This is a genomic window from Chamaesiphon sp. (assembly GCF_041738855.1).
Lineage (GTDB): Bacteria > Cyanobacteriota > Cyanobacteriia > Cyanobacteriales > Chamaesiphonaceae > Chamaesiphon.
This window is the reverse complement of sequence record NZ_JBGSPA010000131.1, coordinates 20,983-43,746: the sequence shown is the minus strand read 5'-3', so window position 1 is coordinate 43,746 and position 22,764 is coordinate 20,983. Positions and strand designations below refer to the sequence as shown.

Annotated in this window: 23 protein-coding genes; 14 read left to right on the top strand and 9 right to left on the bottom strand. The window is 49.2% G+C overall.

Annotated features, from left to right (window positions below):
* Window positions 1-33: 33 nt before the first annotated feature.
* Complete coding sequence (ppc, locus tag ACEW9I_RS12190; RefSeq protein ID WP_373540603.1) at window positions 34-3,060, bottom strand: phosphoenolpyruvate carboxylase; 3,027 nt, start codon at window positions 3,058-3,060, stop codon at window positions 34-36.
* Window positions 3,061-3,078: 18 nt separating this feature from the next.
* On the opposite strand from ppc, the gene ACEW9I_RS12185 reads away from it, so the two are divergent.
* The gene (locus ACEW9I_RS12185) at window positions 3,079-3,276 is read left to right on the top strand and encodes a hypothetical protein (RefSeq protein WP_373540602.1); all 198 of its coding nucleotides are present in this window, start codon (window positions 3,079-3,081) and stop codon (window positions 3,274-3,276) included.
* Window positions 3,277-3,405: 129 nt separating this feature from the next.
* Here the strand turns inward: ACEW9I_RS12185 and ACEW9I_RS12180 are convergent, their stop codons facing one another.
* Window positions 3,406-3,633, bottom strand: a complete 228-nt coding sequence (locus tag ACEW9I_RS12180) for a hypothetical protein (protein WP_373540601.1) — start codon at window positions 3,631-3,633, stop codon at window positions 3,406-3,408.
* A gap of 184 nt (window positions 3,634-3,817) precedes the next feature.
* Between ACEW9I_RS12180 and ACEW9I_RS12175 the strand changes: the two genes are divergently transcribed.
* From ACEW9I_RS12175 to cobD, 7 genes are all read left to right on the top strand, one after another.
* A complete protein-coding gene (locus tag ACEW9I_RS12175; RefSeq protein ID WP_373540600.1) occupies window positions 3,818-4,012 on the top strand; it encodes a hypothetical protein in 195 nt (64 codons plus the stop codon).
* A gap of 169 nt (window positions 4,013-4,181) precedes the next feature.
* Entirely contained in the window at window positions 4,182-5,297 is a 1,116-nt protein-coding gene (gene pilM, locus ACEW9I_RS12170; protein WP_373540599.1) for a type IV pilus assembly protein PilM, read from the top strand.
* A gap of 4 nt (window positions 5,298-5,301) precedes the next feature.
* Complete coding sequence (locus tag ACEW9I_RS12165) at window positions 5,302-6,285, top strand: PilN domain-containing protein (RefSeq protein WP_373540598.1); 984 nt, start codon at window positions 5,302-5,304, stop codon at window positions 6,283-6,285.
* Window positions 6,282-7,058: a pilus assembly protein gene (locus ACEW9I_RS12160; RefSeq protein WP_373540597.1), complete on the top strand. Its 777-nt coding sequence runs from the start codon at window positions 6,282-6,284 to the stop codon at window positions 7,056-7,058. The genes ACEW9I_RS12165 and ACEW9I_RS12160 overlap by 4 nt, the downstream gene beginning before the upstream one ends.
* Window positions 7,059-7,198: 140 nt before the next feature.
* The gene (locus tag ACEW9I_RS12155) at window positions 7,199-9,265 is read left to right on the top strand and encodes a secretin and TonB N-terminal domain-containing protein (RefSeq protein ID WP_373540596.1); all 2,067 of its coding nucleotides are present in this window, start codon (window positions 7,199-7,201) and stop codon (window positions 9,263-9,265) included.
* A 534-nt stretch (window positions 9,266-9,799) separates the two neighbouring features.
* On the top strand, window positions 9,800-10,081 hold the full coding sequence (locus ACEW9I_RS12150) for an HU family DNA-binding protein (RefSeq protein ID WP_309739032.1): 282 nt from the start codon (window positions 9,800-9,802) through the stop codon (window positions 10,079-10,081).
* 35 nt (window positions 10,082-10,116) lie between these two features.
* A complete protein-coding gene (gene cobD / locus ACEW9I_RS12145; RefSeq protein WP_373540595.1) occupies window positions 10,117-11,190 on the top strand; it encodes a threonine-phosphate decarboxylase CobD in 1,074 nt (357 codons plus the stop codon).
* A gap of 30 nt (window positions 11,191-11,220) precedes the next feature.
* Here the strand turns inward: cobD and ACEW9I_RS12140 are convergent, their stop codons facing one another.
* The 3 genes from ACEW9I_RS12140 to ACEW9I_RS12130 form a co-directional block, all read right to left on the bottom strand.
* The gene (locus tag ACEW9I_RS12140; protein ID WP_373540594.1) at window positions 11,221-12,513 is read right to left on the bottom strand and encodes a glutamate-5-semialdehyde dehydrogenase; all 1,293 of its coding nucleotides are present in this window, start codon (window positions 12,511-12,513) and stop codon (window positions 11,221-11,223) included.
* A 187-nt stretch (window positions 12,514-12,700) separates the two neighbouring features.
* Entirely contained in the window at window positions 12,701-13,351 is a 651-nt protein-coding gene (gene hisIE, locus ACEW9I_RS12135) for a bifunctional phosphoribosyl-AMP cyclohydrolase/phosphoribosyl-ATP diphosphatase HisIE (RefSeq protein ID WP_373540593.1), read from the bottom strand.
* Window positions 13,352-13,475: 124 nt separating this feature from the next.
* The gene (locus ACEW9I_RS12130) at window positions 13,476-13,850 is read right to left on the bottom strand and encodes a ferredoxin-thioredoxin reductase catalytic domain-containing protein (RefSeq protein ID WP_373540592.1); all 375 of its coding nucleotides are present in this window, start codon (window positions 13,848-13,850) and stop codon (window positions 13,476-13,478) included.
* A 321-nt stretch (window positions 13,851-14,171) separates the two neighbouring features.
* Between ACEW9I_RS12130 and ACEW9I_RS12125 the strand changes: the two genes are divergently transcribed.
* The 3 genes from ACEW9I_RS12125 to ACEW9I_RS12115 all read left to right on the top strand — a co-directional run bounded on the left by ACEW9I_RS12125 (window position 14,172) and on the right by ACEW9I_RS12115 (window position 15,874).
* Window positions 14,172-14,378, top strand: a complete 207-nt coding sequence (locus tag ACEW9I_RS12125) for a hypothetical protein (protein WP_373540591.1) — start codon at window positions 14,172-14,174, stop codon at window positions 14,376-14,378.
* A gap of 133 nt (window positions 14,379-14,511) precedes the next feature.
* On the top strand, window positions 14,512-15,354 hold the full coding sequence (locus ACEW9I_RS12120) for an inositol monophosphatase family protein (protein ID WP_373540590.1): 843 nt from the start codon (window positions 14,512-14,514) through the stop codon (window positions 15,352-15,354).
* Window positions 15,355-15,631: 277 nt separating this feature from the next.
* Complete coding sequence (locus ACEW9I_RS12115) at window positions 15,632-15,874, top strand: hypothetical protein (RefSeq protein WP_373540589.1); 243 nt, start codon at window positions 15,632-15,634, stop codon at window positions 15,872-15,874.
* Window positions 15,875-15,912: 38 nt separating this feature from the next.
* Here ACEW9I_RS12115 and ACEW9I_RS12110 read toward each other — a convergent pair whose 3' ends face one another.
* A complete protein-coding gene (locus ACEW9I_RS12110) occupies window positions 15,913-17,085 on the bottom strand; it encodes an AGE family epimerase/isomerase (RefSeq protein WP_373540588.1) in 1,173 nt (390 codons plus the stop codon).
* Between the two features lie 93 nt (window positions 17,086-17,178).
* Between ACEW9I_RS12110 and ACEW9I_RS12105 the strand changes: the two genes are divergently transcribed.
* Genes ACEW9I_RS12105 through cobA form a run of 3 tightly spaced genes read left to right on the top strand, consistent with a single transcriptional unit; the run spans window position 17,179 to window position 19,669 of the window.
* Window positions 17,179-18,051, top strand: coding sequence for a PEP-CTERM sorting domain-containing protein (locus ACEW9I_RS12105; RefSeq protein ID WP_373540587.1), 873 nt, complete (start codon window positions 17,179-17,181; stop codon window positions 18,049-18,051).
* Window positions 18,052-18,110: 59 nt separating this feature from the next.
* Entirely contained in the window at window positions 18,111-18,866 is a 756-nt protein-coding gene (locus ACEW9I_RS12100) for a sirohydrochlorin chelatase (protein WP_373540586.1), read from the top strand.
* Between the two features lie 5 nt (window positions 18,867-18,871).
* Window positions 18,872-19,669 (top strand): uroporphyrinogen-III C-methyltransferase, encoded by a 798-nt coding sequence (gene cobA / locus ACEW9I_RS12095; RefSeq protein WP_373540585.1) that lies wholly within the window; start codon window positions 18,872-18,874, stop codon window positions 19,667-19,669.
* Here the strand turns inward: cobA and ACEW9I_RS12090 are convergent, their stop codons facing one another.
* The 3 genes from ACEW9I_RS12090 to ACEW9I_RS12080 form a co-directional block, all read right to left on the bottom strand.
* Window positions 19,670-19,879 (bottom strand): hypothetical protein, encoded by a 210-nt coding sequence (locus ACEW9I_RS12090; RefSeq protein ID WP_373540584.1) that lies wholly within the window; start codon window positions 19,877-19,879, stop codon window positions 19,670-19,672.
* Between the two features lie 118 nt (window positions 19,880-19,997).
* Window positions 19,998-20,717 (bottom strand): PP2C family serine/threonine-protein phosphatase, encoded by a 720-nt coding sequence (locus tag ACEW9I_RS12085; RefSeq protein WP_373540583.1) that lies wholly within the window; start codon window positions 20,715-20,717, stop codon window positions 19,998-20,000.
* Window positions 20,718-20,894: 177 nt separating this feature from the next.
* The gene (locus ACEW9I_RS12080; RefSeq protein ID WP_373540582.1) at window positions 20,895-22,730 is read right to left on the bottom strand and encodes an ABC1 kinase family protein; all 1,836 of its coding nucleotides are present in this window, start codon (window positions 22,728-22,730) and stop codon (window positions 20,895-20,897) included.
* Between the last annotated feature and the right edge of the window lie 34 nt (window positions 22,731-22,764).

Genomic DNA, 22,764 nt, shown 5'->3' with positions numbered 1-22,764 from the left:
GTAGGGTGGGCACTGTCAACTGTCAACTGTCACCTAGCCTGTATTCCGCATTCCAGCAGCGATACCATTGATGGTGAGCAATGCACCGTCGAGGAGTTCCTTCTTGCTGTAGCGCGAGTAAATCATTCCGGCTCCACCATGTTGGCGCAGACGCTTGAGGAGCGAGACTTGCAGGAAGCCCAACGGGACGATGCTACCATTGCGGAGTTGGATCGATCGCTGGAGTTCGGGATTGTCATCGAGAAATCGTTCGTGTCCAGAGATGCGTAATACCAGATCGCTGATGATCCGATATTCATGCGCAATCCGATCGAATAAGATCTCAAACCGCGCGCGATCTTCAGGCTGGGAGAGTTCTTCCATGTAGTGACGAGCGATCTGGAGATCGACTTTGGAGATCGTCATCTCGACTTTGGAAATAGCCATCCGGAAAAATGGCCATTTGCGGTAGAAGCCTTGGAGCAGTTCAAAGTTTTCGATCGGCGATTCGGCGACAAATTCTTCAAGTGCAGCACCAACGCCATACCAGGAGGGCAGGAGGAACCGACTCTGCGTCCAACTAAATACCCACGGAATGGCGCGGAGACTGGCGAGATCCCGCTTACCACCGCGACGCGCGGGACGGGAACTGATTTGGAGATGACTGATTTCATCGATCGGGGTAACCTGATGAAAGAAGTTGACTAAATCGGGGCAATCATACACTAGTGCCCGATAGTGACGACGCGATCGATCCGCCAGATCTTCCATGACCTCGTTCCAAGGTTCGATATCATCGATCCCGCCAGCCATGAGGCTGGTTTCGATCACAGCACTAGCGACCTGCTCCAGGTTGTAGAGCGCGAGTTCTGGCAAAGAATACTTAGATGCGAGCACTTCACCCTGCTCGGTAATCTTGATCCGACCATTGATACTATGTCCTGGTTGCGCCAAAATCGCCGCGTGGGATGGCCCACCGCCACGTCCGACACTCCCACCACGTCCATGAAAAATCCGCAGCTTTACGGCGAATTTCTCGGCGATCGACTGAAGAGCTTTTTGGGCTTTGTGGATCTCCCAGTTGCTACTGAGGAAGCCAGCATCTTTATTACTATCGGAATAACCCAACATCACCTCTTGGAGATTGGGTACCAATCCAGGAATAGCATTAGCTGGTGTTGGCTCATAGCCACCGGCGATCGCCGCTCGATATAATGGCGACTCAAATAGCAACTGCATTACTACTGGTGCTTTTTTGAGATCTTCGACTGTTTCAAATAGTGGCACTACCTGGAGACTGGTAATCCCTGTGGCGGGGTCGTACAGACCAGATTCTTTAGCCAGCAGCATGACTTCGAGGATGTCGCTGGCATCTCGATTCATACTGATGATGTATGTTTGGCAGATTTCGGGGCCAAACTCTTGATGTAACCTGCGGAGCATCCGAAAGGTTTCGACTGTCTCGACAGTTTTGGGTGAAAATGGGAGTTCGCCAGGGATCAGTGGGCGACGGGTTTGGAGTTCGCGCACCAGCCATTCGACGCGCTCGGCTTCGGATAGATCGTGATACGATCGCGGCAAGACCTGAAGATAGTCAGCAATTTCGGCAATCGTATCGGCGTGACGGCTGCTTTCTTGACGGATATCTAGTTGGGCAAGATTGAAACCGTAGATTTCTACTTGACAAATCAAGGTTTCTAGGGCTTGGCAAGTCAGTCCGGTTTGCTGCAAGCTAAGGCGAATCAATCCTAACTCTTTGAGGAAATCTGCCCCAGAGTGATAGCAGGTATGGGGGTTGAGTTCGGTCTTGGGCAATTGCAGATTGTCCCAATTAGCTACTTGACGCGATCTGTCGAGGGTATTTGATAGCCGCTCGATCATGTAAGTAAGCTTGAGGCGATATGGTTCTTGGCGGTAGCGGATTGACAACCGATCGTAGATTTCGGGGAAATGCGACTTGTCTTGCTCTAGTGATTCTAGTAATGCTGGTAGGACGTTGCTCCAGTGCAGCGACAGACTCAGTGAATTAGTCAAGCCTCGCGCCGATTTGATGTATTTTTTGAGGACGATGCCGCGTTGATAACAGGCAGTTTCCCAGGTAATCTTGGGCGTAACGGAAGGGTTGCCATCGCGATCTGACCCTACCCACGAACCAAACCGACAGAACCGATTATTGGGTGGCTTGAGATGGGGAAAAGATTGCTTCAGAGCCAGATGCAATCGCTGCGATAGTTGGGGAATCGCATCGAACAGCACTTCCTCAAAGTAGTGCAAGGTATAATCTACCTCATCCAAAACTGTTGGTTTAAATTGGTGCAGCTCGTCTGTCCGCCACCAGAGCAGGATCTCTTCTAAGAGCTGTTCCTCTAGTTCGGTGACTTCCCACGAAGATTCAATCCCCAGCCGTGCCATATCCTCCTCGGCTCGATCGAGTTTTTCGAGGATTTTAGCGACGCGGCGTTGTTTGTCGCGAATTGTGTGCCGGACGATTTCAGTAGGATGGGCGGTAAAGACCAAACCGATATCCAACTCATCAAATAGTCTTTGTACCTGCTGTGGTGGTACTCCTGCTGATTTGAGCTGTGGAAATAAGGCGGCAAATGTCCCCCGATCTTTTTGAGGTTGGGCAGAAGCTTGCCAATTTTTTTCGAGTAACCCAGCACCTAGCGCAGCAATATTCTCGGATTGGTGGCTGGTTGCAGCAGCGGGAAAACTCGGTACTGGATACTGGATCGATGACAACTTGAGTGCGAGCTTCTGTTCGCATTGCTCGTAGTGTTGCTCGACAATATTAATCAACTGAAAATATAACGCAAATGCCCGAGCAGCGCGGATGGCATCTTTGAGATCGAGTTTTTCGATCAGTTGATGTACTTCTTGAGATAGGGGTTCTGCTGCGCTCCCATCCGACGCACACATCTCCCTGAGTTGATTGAGTAGATTGACCAAATCTTGTCCGCAAGCATCTCGCAGTACTCGTTTCCACAGGTCTTCCATCACCTTGAGTCGATGGTTTAGTAATAAATTGGCTGGAGTTAAAACCATCAATTCTGTTTCTGAAACATGGGTTAACGGATACATATTACAGTTGCTCGCAGTGTGAAAAGGGGTGAACTACCCAAGGTGATGATGGTGCCGCGAACCGTGTATTGCAGCGGCACCATCATCACCTCTCGATTAAAATTTCTGGCTTGGCGCGGCTGTCTACGGACGCACCTGTCACTCACAGCCTTGGCTGCGTCTCGATCGCCGTTTTTTTTTACATATCTACCAGACATCAATGCGGCGATCGGTTAGGCAGACAGTTTTACCCAGAGCGCGATCTAGTTGGGAAACCGCTAACATTATACCAAAGATTTGGGCTGCGCCTGCTCTGCCGTCAAGTCCAATCTCGATCGGCTCAATATCTGGATACACAGATCGTACTTATGATTCGAGATCGATCGAGATTTCCGTAGTGGGGTTAGTGGGGAAATGCAGTACTGGCAATCGATCGCCGCGAAAGATCTCTTCACTCATCACTCCCAACTGGGTCAGGAGTCTCCCAGTCGCTACCGTAGCAACGATCGCTCCCAGCCACGGGGTGGCAGCCAGACTGACTAGTAAAGATGGTGACATTAGTCGAGGGGGCTGTGATGCTAAGGGTGTTGACATGACAGTAAATTCTAACTTGGATAAATAACTAAAGATCGAGATCTCGGACTTGCTGTAGTGGGTTAAATCCAGAGCAGATGCTGTTGATATCATAATCGAGTTGACATGCCCGTGGTTGTCACGATCGACACAGCAAAGTCCTCACAAGTAGGGGTGACGATCGCGCAGGGTGCGCGAGTGACAGATGTTGCGCCCTCAAACTAGACATCCGCTGCGAATACTCGCCCCCAATGGCGATCTGAATTTAGCAGCTCACCCTCTACCCGTATTGGTTTTAACGCTAAATCGCTATCACTATCCAGCGCAAATCAAACCGAGCGATCGCCTAAATAAAAAAAAACTATCAGCAATGTTAATTGTGGTGGGTAGTTACGGGTAATTTAAGAAGGAGAGCCATTAGATATTTAAATAATTCGGATCGAAATCGATCGAGGAGTCCTCAAACGGTCTGCGAGAAATTTCCCCTCTTTGTACTCTCTAGTACATTATCCCCCGTCTTCGCTGCTTTTCGTTAGTGGCATATTCCAGGCTATGAGTAACAAATTTATATGCTTAATCGATTAAAGAATCTATTCCCAAGGCGTGGTAGTGGAGTGGCAATCGAACTCGGGTCCGAACGGATCAACATTGCCCAACTCCAAAAAAAAGGTGCCGATCTAACACTTACAAAGCTATGTTTTGCTGAGGTTCCTGAAGGAATTTTTGAGGAAGGGCGAATTGTCAGTCCTCAAGAACTAGGTGATTTGATTCGGGCGACCCTATCTGAAAATAACATCAAAGCTACCCATGTCGCTACCTCAGTACCGATGCGCGAAGCAGTGATTAGATTGATTCCACTCCCCGCCGAACTAAACGATCGCGAAGTGCGAGATCTGATTCTCAATCAAGAAGCAGCACTATATTTACCATACCCGCGCGAAGAAGTCGATCTCGACTATCAAAAGCTCGATCTAGTCACTGACGAAGACGGATTGGATAAAGTCCAAGTGATGCTGGCTGCCACTCGCAAGGAAGTCACCGATAGCTACATCGAAACCTTCCAATATGCGGGATTGCAAGTAAAAGTACTAGAGATCAGTAGCTTTGCCGTCCTGAGGACTATCAAAGAACAACTCCGCCAATTTGCTCCCCAAGAAGCAGTAGTGCTGATCGATATTGAATTCGACTGTACCGAAATTGCGATCGTCGTCAACGGTATCCCTCAATTCAATCGTACCGTCCCGATCGGCACCTTCCAACTGCAAGAAGCCCTCAGCAGTGCCATGAATCTGCCCTCAACTCGGAATTCCGAAATCCTCCAAGATATCACCATCCCCGATATCCCAGTGAGTAGCATGGACAATCACAGCCAAGCGATGACGAGCATCAATCCTGGCATGGCAGCCATGATGCGGATCTTGGCAGAACTAGCTGATGAAGTCCGCCGCAGTATCGAGTTTTATATGAGTCACAACGGTCAACAACTCAAACTCGAACAACTACTCCTCGCCGGACCAGGTGGTGGCTTGGGACAACTCGACCTCTTCTTCACTCAGCGATTGAGTATCCCCACCACTCAAGTCGATCCCATCGGCGGCTTGGGACTGGAGCCAGAAATGGATATTCCGATCGGTCAACGCCCCGGACTAGGAGTAGTTCTGGGATTAGGAATGCGCGATATATAACAATATGTATAGTCTAGATATCAATTTACTGCGCGAACGAACTGAGTACCAAACAGGGTCACAAAGCGAGTTCGTCAATGACACGCGGATGGCACCTGCCAAATACGGCAAACTGCCACTATTTATCGGCGTCGGTGCCGCAGCTCTCACTCTACTGGCTTGTGGTGCTGGCTGGCTGATCTTGGATCGGCAAACCAGTCAACTCGAAGCCAAACAGCGAGACTTAGACCAAAAGCTCGGTAGTCTCAAGGTTCAAGACGCTCGGCTCCAAGAACTGAATACCCAGCTCAGTCAGATCGAGGGTGAGACTCAATCACTAGCTGGCGTCTTCAATCAAGTGCAACCCTGGTCGGCTGTCTTACAAGACTTGCGTGAAAGTATCCCTCAAGGTGTACAGATTGCTAGTGTGACCCAAAGTGAGTTCAAGCCCGTAGTTCCAGCGACTCCCGTACCTGCGCCTGGAGCACCAAGCGGTGGTTTGGTCAACAAAATCTCCACTCCTCCCAATCCTGAAGCTAGCCCCAAACCTGCGACACCGACAGGTAGTCCAGTGGCTACAGCTCCAACTAGCGTACCCGTAGCCCCCACGCCTGGTAATAGTGCTACTGTCGCTACTCTCCCCGCCGAGATTCCGACTGCCAAGCTGGAGATTATTGGGACTGCCAAATCTTTTGAGGAAGTCAACAACTTCATGTTGACACTCAAGCAATCAGCCTTCTTCAACCCAGACGAGACACAGTTGATGAATGCTAATTTAGTTGATGGTGTCACACTCACTGCACTCGGTCTCGATGGCAAACCGATCCCTGGAGCAACTACTTCGGACAAATCACGCCAGTTTGAGCTACCAAAAACAGTTGCTTACACAATTCAAACTTCACTCAAGCGCATTCCGGCGGCGGATCTGATGAGTGAGTTGGAGCGCAAAGGAGCTGTCGGATTGGTAACTCGACTCAGAAGTCTTCAACAACAGCAGGTGATGCCATGACATATAGTAGCGATTTGATCGAGAGCGATTTGGTCAGCAATACCTCTTTTATAGCTGCGCCAGCATATCCATCCATCTTTGGTATTACATTTAATCCGATCGTCAGCGGTCTATGTATAGCTGCTGTGGGTGTCGGTATTTCTGGATACCTATTCATGAGTTTTTTGCAACCACAACTGACCAAGAATCAGGAGCTAGAAACTAAGCTAGCTCAAACCGAAGACCAGATTCAACAGCGGAAAGATAATGCAATTAAAATTGCTGCTGCCGAACAAAAGCTCGATCGAGCTAAAGCCAAAAAGCAGATTGTGATTGGATTGTTTGCAAGTGATAAAAAGCTAGATACACTCCTCCTGGATCTGAATAAATTGGTGAATATCCGGCAAGGAGAGCTGCAAAAATTTAAACCAGATCTACCTGTAGCTGGTACTGGTAGTAGTGGCGCGGCGATCGTCACCGATAGTTCATTAGGTGCAGCATTAAATAACAAAATTAAACGAAAAGGGATTGATATTGAAGTCAAAGGCAACTTTGAGCAAGTCCAATCGATCTTACGTACGATCGAAAGGTTGGATCAATTACTAATTGTGAAAGATTTTAAAGCGGCAATTCCGGTGGAGGGTCAGAAGATAGTGCTCAATGCTCAAGGTAGACCCGTCCCTCAACCCGAAGCCGCAATTAAAACATCGTTTAAAATCCAAGCTTTGATTCCGATGAACACCGCCGAGCAAGCCGCTGCCGCGCCACCACCTGCACCCGCAGTCAAAAAATAACCATCCCACATCAGCTCGACAGCCAAGTGGGAATGCGGTGAGATCTTCAGCTAATGAGATAACATCTTTGACCCGCACGATCGATCGCCAAACCAAATTAAACACCCCGTAACTATTTTCCTGGAGTAGGAGATCTAAAAGTGAGCACAACTAAACAGATTATCACCAGTATTGTCATGGGTAGTGCCGTTACCGCGCTATCAGTAACTAGCGTCCAAGCAGCACCCCAACCCACTCAAGCATCCAAGTCAACACCCAGCAGCGATTTACTCGCTCAAACCGCACCCCTGGTCCCCAATCCGAAAATCACGATCGAGAACGCACCAACGATGCCCCGTGCCGTTGCGCCACCAGTCGGGGATATCAGCGTATCCAATATCGACGCAGCAACCCCCCAAATCGATCTTAATTCCACTACGCGGATCAATATGGTCTTGAAAAACTCCCCCGCACGGGAAGTTTTGGAATCATTGGCGCGATCGGCAAATCTCAATCTAGCTTATGCTGATACTTTGAATGCTGATGGCAAAGTTAAAGCCGAAGCGACTGTTTCGCTCAACCTTCGCAATGAACCCGTTCAAAACGCTTTCAACTACGTTCTTCAACTTAGCGGTTTAGAAGCAAATCGGATTGGTAACACCATTTTTGTTGGCAGTCGCTTGCCCGATTCTGTGCGCGAGACGATCGTTCGTACCTTGCGGATGAATCAAGTAACTTCGGCTGCTGCTGCCAATTTCCTTACCACTCAGGGTGCCGAAACCCAAATTGCGATTACCAAAGTTGCGCTGCAAACAGTCGGCGAAGGTGCTGCCGCCCGTACGGTTGAAACTAGAACACCAACAATTCTGGCACTCAAAGCCGATGAAGGCAACGGCCCACTCTTGCTCAAAGGCTTGGCTGTTAGCACTGACGAGCGGCTCAATGCGGTCACACTGATCGGCTCTGCGCGTAAAGTGGCAATGGCAACTAGCATGTTGACTAGACTAGATGGTCGCCGCCGCCAAGTCGCCCTCAATGTCAAAATCGTGGATGTCAATCTCTCCAACGCCAACTTGATGAACAATAGCCTGTCCTTCAAAGTGGGCGATGGCTTCCTGTCTGTCGATAAAGGTGCCGCTGTGTACAACTATGGTGGCTATAACCCCCCGACTAATAGTCAAGTACTTGCTAGCCCCACTACGCCTCCCGTTGTGGCACTCAGTCTACCTGGTGGTAACCAGCCGTTCTTGGACTACGACCCCAATGCAAGTTTGAGTAATCAAACCAGTGGTAATAGTGCTGGATTGGGTAATAATGCTCGTCCGAATCTGGGTACTATCGCCAGCCCCTATCAACCTGGTGTGACTGCGTACACTCCTCCTGGCAATGCCACAGTAGTAGCACCAACATTTAATACAGCAACACCAACATTTAACACTGGTTTAACTGCGGTAGTCAGCCCTCAGACAGGTCAACTCATCCAACCAGGCGGACAACTTACTGATGGTTCTGTCATCAGTCCAGCAACAGGTCAACTGGTACCACCTGGCGGACAACTCACTTTTGGCTCGGTAACTCCTGGCGGCCCAGCTACAGTCACTTATGGATTGCCCCAAAACTATCAAATTCCCACTAAGTTCCTCTCTACTCTCCAAGCTCAAATCATCAGTGGTAACGGCAAGATCCTAACCGATCCGACTTTGGTAGTTCAAGAAGGTCAAAAATCTACTGTCAATCTTACCCAAGATGTCTTTGGTGGCTTCAAAATAAATACTGTGGCAGGTACAGGGGCGACGGTCAGTACCAGAGAGCCAATTATCAAGCAAGCTGGTTTGAGCCTGGAAATCTTGGTCAATCGGATTGATGATAATGGTTTTATCTCTGTCGGTGTCTCGCCAACTGTATCCTCAATCGGTAGTACGCTTACTACTGCTGATGGTGATATCAGTTTGCTGCAATCACGAACGCTCAACTCTGGTGAAATTCGCTTGCGTGACGGTCAGACTCTGATCTTGTCAGGCATCATCCAAGAATCTGAACGTACCAGTGTATCCAAGGTACCAATTTTGGGTGATATCCCCATCCTTGGCGCGCTCTTCCGCAGCACCAACAAAGCCAATCAACGTCAAGAAGTAGTGGTACTACTCACACCTCAAATCCTCAATGACAACCGAGGTCAGGTCAACTACACGCCAGGAGTCGATGCCAGATTGATGCTTGGGAGATAGCACTTGAGTAAGGGTGCTGGTACTAGCCAGTTATTTGAGTGGCTGCGGAGATCTACCCACCCCACCCACTCAAGCAACTTATCGGTGCCAACCTGTGGGTTTAGGCTGTAGATCGATCGAGGTTTAGGAATTAGCAATTGCTCCCAATCCTCATTTCTGAGCGGCTAGACCCATGTTTTGTCAAAAATTTACCTAAATTATCCGCAAAATCATCAAAATCAACATAAATTACAGCTTTGAACGATCCAGATCGGGCTTGTAGACCTTAGAATAATGCAGTGGAACTAATATTGCATGAGAGTTTCAGCAGCTTGATGGCAAACTGAACTAGCAATTACAGCTTGTAAAGGCAAGCCGTCAAGTAGCGAGAACACATGTAAGCTTGAAGTACTAAAGACAGTCTGAAGCATAAATCAAGATGCTCCAGAGTCATTTTCAGCCTGAGAGTATCACTTTCCACTATTGGCGATGGCACTGACTCCACCAAAGTCACTTTGCCATTCCATCAATAACCTCAACAATGGAGATCTACACATGAATAAAGGTGAATTAGTCGATAGAGTAGCAGAAACAGCTAGTGTAACCAAAAAGCAAGCTGACACAGTTTTGTCAGCAGCCTTGGAAGCAATCATGGAAGCTGTATCGAAGGGTGACAAAGTTACGCTCGTCGGATTTGGTTCCTTTGAACCCAGAAATCGTCAAAAACGTGAAGGTCGTAATCCTAGAACTGGTGAGAAAATGGAAATTCCGGCAACCAAAGTACCCGCATTTTCTGCGGGAAAATTGTTCAAAGACAAAGTTTCTGCTGACGACTAAACCAATTTAGCTGAATTTAGATTCGGAAATATGCCTTGAACCGACCACAACATGGGGGGAACCCGACCTGGGCAGCTACGGTAGCGGACTGTCCCCCCTCTCTGATCTTAGATTTTTCAGCAAGTATCAGTCCGCTGGGACCTCCGCCCACGGCACTTGCTGCCATCAAGCTGCATCTACACCAGCTCGATCGCTATCCCGATCCTGACTATCCCGAACTCTGTGACGCGATCGCATCACACCACCACATCGATCGAGACTGGGTATTACCTGGCAACGGAGCCGCAGAATTATTGACTTGGGCGGGTTGGGAGTTGTCCAAACTCACCACTACGCTGATCCCGACACCAGCCTTTGGCGACTACTGGCGATCGCTCCAAACCTTCGGTACCAGAATCATCGCCCGATCGATGATGATGGCTGATGGTGAAATTGGCGATCTGGACTTTGCGCTCCGCCATCTGCCCCAGGAGATCCCGCATTCACTCGGATTGATTGTCAACAATCCGCACAATCCTACTGGGCAAATTTACCCACAGGAGATGATTTTGGCGTATTTAAAGGAATTTGAACTAGTTGTAGTTGATGAGTCCTTCATGGACTTTTTACCCCCCTCAGAGCAACAAAGTTTAATCCCGTTCATCGCCCAGTATCCCAATCTAGTCATCTTGCGATCGCTCACCAAATTTTATAGTTTGCCAGGATTGCGGCTCGGCTACTGCATCGCGCACCCAGACAGATTGCGCCTGTGGAAAAGTTGGCGCGATCCCTGGCCCGTCAACACCCTAGCGGCGGCGGCGGCGATCGCCGTCCTCCCCGATACCGAGTTCCAGCAACAGACTTGGAATTGGCTGGTGCCAACGCGTCAGCGATTGGCGGCAGGGTTAGCACAGATAGCTGGCTTACACCCTTATCCTGGTGCTGCCAATTTTATCCTAGTCAAATCCGATCGTTCTGCTGTGGACATCCAAACCGCTCTGCTGCAACAACACCAAATCCTCGTGCGCGACTGTCTGAGTTTTCCCGAACTTGGCGAAGGGTTTTTTCGAGTAGCTGTGAGAACGATCGCGGAAAACGATCGCTTAATCAGTGCCTTGCGATCGCTTTAGTAGATTACATTCATGCTGACGATCGACCGATTATAAATCTCGATGTGTAAATGCTTTGGGATTTTCGCCTGTATAGGTAGCGGCGATATGTCCGTTACCAGTAATTTGATACTTATAAGTCACCAATCCTTCCAAGCCAACTGGCCCGCGTGGTGGCATTTTTTGGGTACTAATCCCGACTTCCGCACCGAAGCCATACCGAAAGCCATCGGAGAAGCGGGTCGAACAATTGTGAAAGACATTCGCAGCATCGACGCGATCGCTAAATACTTTAGCAGTAGTCAGATTTTCAGTGACGATCGCATCTGTATGGCGCGAACCGTAAGTATTAATATGTGTAATTGCCGCTGCGAGATCGGGGACGACTTGGATCGCGAGAATCAAGTCGCTATACTCAGTTGCCCAATCAGTGGCGATCGCCAAATCGACAGTTAGATTTAGTTGATTCCCCAGGATTTGATGCCCGAGTTCGCTGAGGCGGATCTCGACACCATCGGCTTGTAATTTAGCGACAATAAGTGGTAAAAACTTACTCGCGATCGATTGATGAATCAACAGGGTTTCGATCGCGTTACAAGCTGCCGGATACTGGGTCTTGGAGTCGATCGTAATGGCGATCGCTTTATCAAAATCAGCCTCATTATCTATGTATAAGTGGCAGATCCCGTCTGCATGTCCGAGGACAGGAATTTGAGTATTAGCTTGGACGTATTGCACAAATTCGTTGGAACCACGCGGGATAATCAGATCGATATAACGGTCTAATTTAAGCAGCTCGGTAGTTTCGGCACGAGTAGTCAGGAGCTGAATTACATCGGGATCTACTTGCGATTGAGCCAATCCAGCTTTGATGGCTTTGACCAATACGGTACAGGACGCGATCGCTTCCCGTCCACCTTTCAACATCACTCCATTACCTGATTTGATTGCCAAGCTAGCAATCTGAATCACCGCGTCGGGACGAGCCTCAAAAATCACCCCTAAAACACCAACAGGACAGACGACACGCTTGACGATCAAGCCCGCATCTAGTTCGCGATGAATCTGGATTTGACCCACCGGATCGGCGAGTTTAGCCACATTACGGACGCCGACGATCGCACCTTTGAGTTTAGTCGCATCTAGTTTGAGGCGGGCATACAACGCTGGGGCAATTTCGCCTTCGGCGGCTTGACAGTCGGTAGCATTTGCCGCGATGATTTCGTCGGCATGATTTGCTAGCGATGTGGCGATCGATTCGATCGCGATATTCTTAGCTTCAGTAGGAAGACTCGCTAAATATTGAGCGGCTATTCGAGTTTTCTGAGCGATTTCTGTCAGCATGGCATTTTAGATGGTGGACAATATGCACCCTACTTTCTTCTGTGTGTTGCGTAGTCCTTTACCCTACCCCACCCCTTCTAAAGCGGAGGGAGCGAAAGCTTTACAAGGGGGGTTGGGGGGGTAAAAACTACGCTTCAACGCCAATCGGTGCATACGTGTTAGTTTTTGAAGGAAGTTAGAGGGATAACTATTTCCGTCGCGATTGAAGTTCGCGATAGACATCGCGGATACTGACGCGATGGTGAGCCAGCGCGACCAGAGTATGATAAAAAAGATCGGCGACTTCGCCTGCAATTTCATTGGCGCGATCGTCTTTACATGCCATGACTACTTCGACGGCTTCCTCACCAATTTTCTTGAGAATTTTGTTGTCCCCACCTGCAAATAAGCTGTGGGTATATGAACCGATCCGAGGGTTGTCTCGGCGATCGCAGATCGTCTGATATAGGTCTGAGAGGGTATCGGCGGGTGGTGCAGCGGTAGTAGTGGCAATTTGATGGAAGCAGCTCCGCGCACCTGTATGACAGGCGATATCGCCGACTTGCTCGACGCTGACTAGTAGCGCATCACTATCGCAATCATACCGAATATCCTTGACAAGCTGAGTGTGTCCGCTCGTTGCCCCTTTGTGCCAAAACTCCTGACGCGAACGACTCCAAAACCAGGTTTCACCCGTATCGAGCGTCTTTTGCAGCGATTGGCTATTCATCCATGCCATCATCAGTACCGTTCCATCCAAGTAGTCTTGCACGATCGCGGGCACTAAACCACGATCGTCGTACTTAATCCGGTCGATGGGGACGGCATGAGGAAGATCGATCGATTCATCAACGGACATGAGGTTAAAACTCGAAATAGTTAAGATCTAGTGGTCATTAATCCACGCTAGACACATTTTACCATTTCGACGTTCGCACATTAAGCTTAAATCCTCATGCCTAAAACCTAAAACCTAAAGCCTATTAAACTGCCTTGACTTCAGCGATCGAGATATCTTGCATTTTCCCAGCAAAGTCATTATCGGGAGTGAGGAACAACATGCAATGACATTCTTTGCGTTCGCGCATCGGGACGCAGGGGCAATTCCAGAAAGCAGCTTTGACTTCAGCTTCTTTGTCTTCATAGTGACGGCAGGGGCATAGTGGCGAACCTAGCTCTTCCTTATTTTTTGCCAATCCCTTAATTACGACAGCGGTGACCGATAGGTCTACACAAAAGTAGGTCTCTGTATTTTTGGCATAGGTTTCAGAAAAATGTCTCATCGCTTCCAGCGATTTGTCGCTAGGTTCATTCGATGTGTTGCTGACTTCCTGGGTTGCTGCTGGATTCATGACCATCAAGTTGGGGAGTGAGTGATTACTTGTTCTAGCATTTTACCGAAAAACTTGGCATCTGGCGATTGGATGTTAAGTTGTGACTAGTTTTGCCGATCGAACACTCTTTTAGACCCGATCTTTAACTCTAGCGATCGCGCTCATCCACAGCCTTGATGATTAACTGATAATTGCAGCTAGACATAATCCCGATCGAGCCAAAATCTCAGCCGATCGTCAATCTAAATAAATAGGATGAGTTTGACCATATCTGTCGATCGACTGATTGCTTCGTTCGCGACATCATCTATCATTATTTTAAATTTAAGACTAAGTTTTTAGTATATGCAGCTCATAATTGAATTAGATATCGAAGCTACTCGTCAGTTGGAAGCTATTCAAGACCACACAAATCAGGACTCCATGCTAGTGATCCAGCAAGGAATCAGCCTTTATTACCAACAGTTGCAGCCGCATCGTCAATTTTATATTGACACAAAAAAACAATATGAGCTAATTGGTAGCAGTGCAGCAATTACCAGCTCTAATTAATCAAAATATGTGGATCTCGGTCAGTTTCCCCAACCTCAGTGGGGAATTTTTTTGAGGTGACGGATTGACTACAATTTGGCAACTCGATAATGTACAATGGCAATGGCAGATATCGAGATCGTCAACCTCGCTTATGAACTCACCCCAAATCCCCGCAGATCGACTCTCTACATATCTAGAGGTGGCAGCAACAGCAGCTTTAGCCGCTGGAGAAGTATTACAGGCTTGTTGGGGTAAGTTGGAATCGATCGTCGAAAAAGGTCGCCCAGGGGATCTGGTGACAGAAGCCGATAAGCAAGCCGAAGCCGTCATCTTAAAGATCCTCCGCGCACATTTTCCCGAGCATTCGATCTTGGCGGAAGAGTCGGGTCAATATGGCGATCTCGATGCTAAGTATCTGTGGGCGATCGATCCGCTAGATGGAACGACCAATTATGCCCACCAGTACCCATTTTCAGCAGCTTCGATCGGATTACTGATCGATGGTGTACCGACGGTGGGCGCGATTTATGACCCCTTCCATCGCGAGTTATTTTGCGGCGCAGTGGGACTGGGCGCAACTTGCAACGCTCGTCCCATTCATGTCTCCAAGGTCGATAAGCTGGCTCAAAGTTTGCTCGTGACAGGTTTTGCTTACGATCGCCGTGAAACCCCAGATAATAATTATCAAGAGTTTTGTTACCTCACCCACGTCACTCAGGGTGTCAGACGCGCGGGAGCCGCATCGATCGATCTGGCATACGTCGCCTGTGGCAGGTTGGATGGCTATTGGGAGCGGGGACTATCTCCGTGGGATTTGGCGGCTGGCGTGGCGATTGTCGAAGCCGCTGGTGGCACAGTTACTGCTTACGATCTGACTGGATTTGATATTCGGTCGGGGCGGGTTCTGGCAACTAACGGACAACTGCACGCCGAGTTGAGTCAGGAGCTACTCCACGTTGCCCAGATCGAACCTTGGTCGTGGTTGACGCGTTAATTTGTGAACCGCTCAGCAGCAATTGGCGCATCGCTGCGCCTAACACACCCGACAATTGTGAGCACACAAAAACGGCTGGTAAGATTCTTACCAGCCTGTGAAAGCTTAAACCCCGATTTCCCTTAGTAATGGTGAATTTACAGTTAGGTCAGCACTACTAAAAAAGAATTATTAAAATTCGTGTTGCTATACTTAAAGAACTTAAATCAGCGCCTTGAATCTATATACATAATATATGGCAGCTTGGCGATGCAGAACATCAGCCATTTGATGTAAGTTGCTGTTTGCTGGAGATGCCCCCGCAACCGATCGCTCGGTCGGGATCGGTTGTGGTCGAAACAGGCTCCACCATTACGTCGAGCGGACAAGTAGCAGTTACCAAAGAGTTGAATCAGCGATCGCCTTTGTGGTGGCGATCGTTAGGAGATCGATTTTCAGTCAATTGTCTAAGATATTTGGCTTGTCGGTCGCGGGCGATCGCCTCTATTCTCAACCAAGAGACATCGAGCATCAATCCTGAAAATCCCAACGGTGAGGAACCAAATACTCAGATGAGCATCACGATCCTAATTCCTCAAATTGTTGCCAACACATCAACAATGCCCGTGGTACATGAAAACACCCTTTCCACTTGCCTCCTTTGAGATCCAATAACACTTCCCCCTGACGGTTGAGATAGCCAAACCACTCGCCATGTTCGGGATCGGCAAAGTGCCCCCAGGTATACTCATGCACGCGTTGATACCAAGTCCAACATTCCTCTCTCCCAGTCAGCCGATAGCCCATCGCTAGGGCGACGAGCGTCTCGACATGTACCCACCACAATTTTTGGTCCCATTCCAGTTGTTGGGGTGGATGACCATTGGCATCCATAAAATAATAAATCCCGCCGTAGCGATCGTCCCAGGCAAAATCGAGAATGTTTAAAACGACATCGACGGCTCGATCGACTGTCGTTAGATCCTGACGGCGGTTGGCGAGATCCATCATAAACCACATCGCCTCGATGCCATGTCCAGGGTTAATCGATCGACCCTCGAAACAATCGACATGACTACCATCAGAAGCGATATTTTCGTACATTAACCCGCTCTTTTTGTCAAGAAAGTCATTCATAACCTCCTCCACAGTCAAATCCAAGACTCGATCTAATTCCTCGCTCGGTAATAGCCACGACATTTCGAGCGTCAGGTTCGCCAAAATCATCGGTACGGCTAGGGATTTGAGCGATCGCGTCCCTGGATAGGTTTTGTTATAGCGACCCTTGGGGTCATCTTGACGGCGCAAGACGTTGTGATATGCTTGAAGTGCGATATCTTTCGTCCAAGATTCTCCGTCAGCGAGGGCATATTGACTAAAAGCCATCGCCGCAAAACAGTCAGAGAAGATACTGTAAGGCTGGGTGAGGGGTCGTCCCGCGCGATCGAGTGCAAAGTACCAATTTCCCTGCGGATCGCGTCCATGCTCGGCGAGGAAGCTGGCACCGTGTCCAGCGATCTTGAGCCACTCGCTCCGCTGCTCGACCCGATTGTACAACATCGAGAACGTCCACACTTGGCGATTTTGGAGCCAGATAAATTTATCTGTGTCGTAGACTTTGCCCGATCGATCGAGACAGGTAAAATAACCGCCTTGCTCCCAATCGATCGAGTGTTGTTCCCAAAATGGGAGGACGTTATCGAGCAAAGTGTCTCGATAGAGCTTGGCCAATTCTTGAAAGTTGTAGTTCATCCTGCCAATATTTCCTAGAATTAGTTAGATTTTTCCACTAAATGAGCATAATAAGAGCAGATCTATCTTTTAAGTATATTGGAGGTGTCAAACATGAAACTAAAATCTTGGGTATTGATTATCGGTATGGCAGCGATTGGCATCGTGGCGAGTGGTAGTATCGATCGAGCTAGGGCGGTGACTATCACCCTCTACGATGGAGCCTCCGGTTTCACGCCAGATGCTTATACAGCTACCCCATACTTTTATTTTGGAAATGAGGGTGGTTCGCAAAGTGTTGTAGGTGGTGCCACGCGACTAAATACTAGTGCTGCGGAACTGATTCAAGATGGCTATTCTAACTACGACAACCAGGGTCAACTAGTCAACGGATCGTTTCCGATCTTGGATAATAATGTTGGCTATACACTCAGCTTTACAGTCAAGGTCAACTCTCAAACTAATAATGGTACGAATGGCGACTATCGCGCGGGTTTTAGTGCGATCGTCTTAGGGAGCAACAAGCAAGGGATCGAGCTGGGATTTAGAAATCCCAATACGCAAGATCTCCCCAATATTCCCGATATCTTCTCGCAAGCCAGTGCTAGCTTTAACACCCTGGGCGAACAGAATGCCAATCTGGGCGGCATCCTCGGCAGTCTGACTAAGTACGATCTCCAAGTTTTGGGCAATAATTACACCCTCACTAGTGGCGCGAATACGCTCCTGAGTGGCTCACTGCGGGACTATACTGCGGCGATAGGAGCATTGAGTGGAGTCTATCGGACTCCGAATCTGATTTTCTTGGGAGATAATACCCAGTCGGCTGGTGCGAGTGTGGACATCACCAACATCGCCCTGACGACCAACACTCCGGTGCCCGAGCCAAGTAGTACGATCGGGATCGGACTAGCGATCGCCTTTGCAGCTAAACTCAGACGGAAATTGAGTAAAATCGATCGTCAAGTCACCAAACTATTGAAGTAAATAGGCGATCGTTGTTAGTGTTATAACTAGGATCTGACAACTATTTACCCCGCACTGATTTGGCTGACGCTTATTTATTAGTATCTCATGGCAGTCGCGATCCGCGTCCGCAACTGGAGATCGATCGACTCTCACACCAACTCAGCTTATGGCTCCACCAAGCCGCGACTGACGACTCACCCATCCTCGTAGCGACAGCGCAACTCGAATTAGCCGAGCAACCTTTACATGTCCAAATTTGTGATTTTGCACTTACTTGCGCTGCTAGCGGCATCTCTCGGATCGCGATCTTGCCACTATTTTTAGTTCCTGGCGTGCATGTGATGGCTGATATTCCCACCGAGGTAGATCTAGCCGCCAGCACTCTCTGCAATGCTGTCTCAGAGCCACACCACAGCATCGAATTAATGTTGCTGCCGTTTCTGGGTGCCGATTCAACTTTTGCAAATTTGTTCGCGCAGAACCGTTCGAGCTTGCCAGAGCGGGCTATGATGCTAGCCCACGGTAGTCGTAGAGCAGGTGGCAATGCAGTCGTCGAACAACTCGCAAGTAGTCTAAATTTGAAGGTGGCTTATTGGTCGGTGGCACCGAGTTTGAGCGATACAGTAGCCGTCTTAGTGGCGGCAGGTGCCACCGAAATCGGGATCTTGCCCTATTTTCTATTTACGGGTGGCATCACTGAGGCGATCGCCACAGCAGTGGCACAATTGACAGTACAGTTTCCACAGGTACGATTGAGCCTCGGCGCACCAATTGGGACTAGTCCAGAGTTGGTCGCTACCATCGGTCAAATCTTGCAATCGATCGCTTCCTGAAATTAGTGCAAAACCCAGACAGAGGACAAGTGACGCAGACAGTTGGTAAAGTTTATTTAGTTGGTGCTGGCCCTGGCGATCCAGGCTTATTGACCCTCAAGGGTAAAGTATTATTGGAAGCTGCTGACGTGGTGATTTATGATGCCTTGGTCAGTCCAGAGATTCTGGCGATCGTTGCTGCCCATGCCGAGAAAATCGATGCGGGTAAACGCATGGGCAGACATTCGCTGCTTCAGAATCAAACTACAGAGTTATTGATCGCCAAGGCTCGCGCACATGCTGTGGTCGTGCGGCTCAAGGGTGGCGATCCATTTATTTTTGGGCGGGGTGGGGAAGAAATGGAAGATCTGGTAGCGGCAGGCATCCCAGTTGAGGTGGTGCCAGGAGTCACTTCAGGTATTGCCGCTCCAGCCTATGCTGGCATCCCGCTGACACACCGCAATTATAGTTCTTCAGTGATTTTTGTCACCGGACATGAGATGGCTGGCAAATACCGTCCTGGCGTCAATTGGAATGCGATCGCCCAAAGTGCCGAAACGATTGTCGTCTATATGGGCGTCCGCAATCTCGATCGGATTACCCAGGAATTGATGGTGGCGGGATTGGCTGGCGAGACGCCGATTGCGCTGGTGCGGTGGGGGACTACTCCCAATCAGCAAGAACTGATCGCGACATTAGAGACGATTGTCGATCGCGTTGAAGTCGCACAATTTGGTGCGCCGTCGATCGCGGTGATCGGCAATGTGGTCAAGCTCCACGACATCCTCGGTAACTTGCACCCATCGCCAGTATCGATACTCTAGTTACCAAGATTGACGCGATGCTAACTTTTCACAATGTGCTTGAGTCTGATACAGAAATAGTTCGCGAGGATCGGCGGCATTAGTCAGGGTAGGGACTAAGTTGCGGGCTTGAAGTGCCATGTGGACTTGGAGATGAGCGACATAATCACTCATTTCTTCACCTGCTCCGATCTGATTATTTGGGGCAGTGTAGCCGAAATTGTTCTGCATCACCGATCGCTCTGTTAAAATTAAGGATGAGAGATTAACTCTCTGTTCAAAAGTTATCACACCCGCTCGGCTTTGGTTTCGGCTTCGCAACGAAGGTTAACAAATCGATCTCCCCAAATTACTGGATTGTAGCGATAATTACGGTAATATTATCACTCCCACCATGCTGCTTCGCGGCATCTACGAGAGCTTGCGCGGCAAGTTCTTCTGTCTCGGCTTGAAGATGGATGGCGATTTCATCGTGGGGGACTTCTTCGGTCAGACCATCACTACAGAGCAAGACGCGATCGCCAGGATAGATATCTTGAGTTTGAATATTGATCTGGCGCAAATCGCGCCGACCCAGACAGTGAGATAAGACGTGGCGGAGTGGATGTACCTTGGCTTCATCCGCATTGAGCTGTCCCAATTTCATCGCCCGAGCGACCCAAGTATCATCTTCAGTGATCGGGTCTAATTTGTCACCACGGAGCCGATAGAGCCGAGAATCACCAACGTGAGCCGACCAGACCGTCTCATCGCGGAACAAAATCATCACCATCGTGGTGCCCATATCGGCGCGTTGGGTGTTCTGTTCTTGGTCGGCAACAATGGCATCATTGGCGGAAATGAGAGCTTGAGCGAGCAGATTTTTGGTGTCGGGTTCGCTATCCCAATGTCTCTCCAAGTAGGTGTGAGCTGTCTCGATCGCGATCCGGCTGGCTTCCTCACCACCAGCATGACCGCCCATTCCATCAGCAACTATAAAAAATCGTCCTTCAGGATCGATATGATAGGCATCTTGGTTGGCACTGCGGACCATCCCTTTATCTGTAAGACCTGTGAACGACGATTTCATAATCTAAATGCCTGTACCGATTAACAATCCAAAATTTTAAAACAGACAGATGGAGAAAGTGCGATTTGTCGGCGGAGAGCGCGAACAGGTTACCAACAAGCCTTATCACTTCAGAGAAATTGTCAAGTGCTTGCCATCGTTAGTCTCATAATACCCAAATTGGTACCGATCGTTAAACTATGACATCCGGTCTTGACGATCGAGTTTCCGCAGTTGCCGAAACCAGACTACCAAGCTAATCAGCGCGATCGCACCAACTACACCAGCCCCAGTCGTGTATCCAGTGACAAATAGCATCGTAGCAGACAATGTAAATGTCGCAACCAAGATGGCGTAATTTGTGTTTTGCTGCATCGCGGCGAGGCGGCGCAAATAGCGATCGGTTTCGCTCGATCGGACGCGGACGCGGATGTCGCCGCGTTCGAGTTTGTCGATCGTGTCTTCGAGGCGGCGGGGCAATCCCAGAGCGGAAGTTCCGACTTGAGCTGCTTGTCTACCGATTTCGGCGAGAAATGTGTTGGCGTCTGGGGTGCTATTACCGTTACTATTCACAATCTGAAACGCAAAGGGCTGGGCGGCTGCCATAAAGTTAAAATCGGGATCGAGTCCTTTGCCGACGCCTTCGATGGTGGAGAAGGCGCGCATAACGAAGGTGAAGGTCGCCGGAAATCGGAAGGGCTGTCCGTAGGCGATATCATAGAGATCGTCAGTAATCTGGGCGATCGATTGACCTTCGATCGGTTTGTCGAGGAAGTTGTCGAGTAGATATTGGACTGAGCGACGAATTGGATCGGTATCCGCTTCGGCGGAGATGGCTCCGAGTCCCACCAATCCCCGCACCACGCGATCGGCATTGCGTCCGGCGATGGCGAGGAGGGTATCCATCAGTTTTTCTTTGGTGCCCGGTGCAATCCGACCCATCATCCCAAAATCATAAAAGATTAAGGCTCCGGTGGTGGGGTCGATCGCCACATTTCCCGGATGCGGATCGGCATGGAAAAAGCCATCGGTGAGGAGTTGCTGGAGATAGGCGGTGGCACTTTGACGGGCGATCGTTTGGCGATCGAGTCCAGCCGCTTCAATTCCTTCGTAGGAGCTGATTTTAATCCCTGGTAGATACTCTAGCGTCAGCGTCCGCGTGGAAGAATATCGCCAGTAGACACGAGGCACCATGACCCAATCTTGCAATCGAAAGTTCCGCCGGAAGGTATCAGCATTTTGACCTTCACTGATATAGTCTGTCTCTTCCCACAAGATTTTACAGCACTCATCATAGATTCCGAGCCAATCCCGCCCATTCTGTCCCCACTTGGGGTGGTTTTGAAAATACTTGGCAATCCCGCGCAGGATGTCGAGATCGATCGTAAATAATTTGTGCAGTCCAGGACGTTGGACTTTGACAACGACCTCTTCACCTGTAAATAATGTGGCGAGATGAACTTGCCCCAAACTAGCTGCGGCAAGTGGCATCGGATCGAAATTCGCAAATAATGCGGGAATACTTTTACCCAAATCCCGCTCGATAATCTCTTCTACCTGTGTGTAACTAAATGCAGGTACCCGATCCTGTAACTTCGAGAGTTCTTCCACATACTCGACCGGAAATAAATCGGCACGAGTCGAGAATAACTGCCCTAACTTGATAAAAGTCGGCCCTAATTCCAAAAACGTATCCCGAATCCAAATCGCCTGTCTCCGGCGTCTAGCGGCTTGTTTTGCCTCAGTGTAGCCACTAAGATAGCTCCACTGCTTGCCGTCTAGCCAGGAGCCACTCAAGAAGGTGAGGAAAAACGACCAAATATCGATCGTCCGCCGTCGTTTGGAGTAGTTGGTGCGGTTCCACCGATAGGCACGGTGCTGGCTATTGGGCTGAGGTTCTGTCACAATTGGGGGCATGGAATTAACTGACAATGGCACGGTAGCCTCAGGCGGAATAGACAACTGCTGCGCGACGCGATCCTCTGGTTGAGAGTCGCCGCTAGACGGTGGCAAAGCTTCGGAAATAGCAGTCACTGAATTTATCTTGGTTGGTTGCTAGATGGGGTGG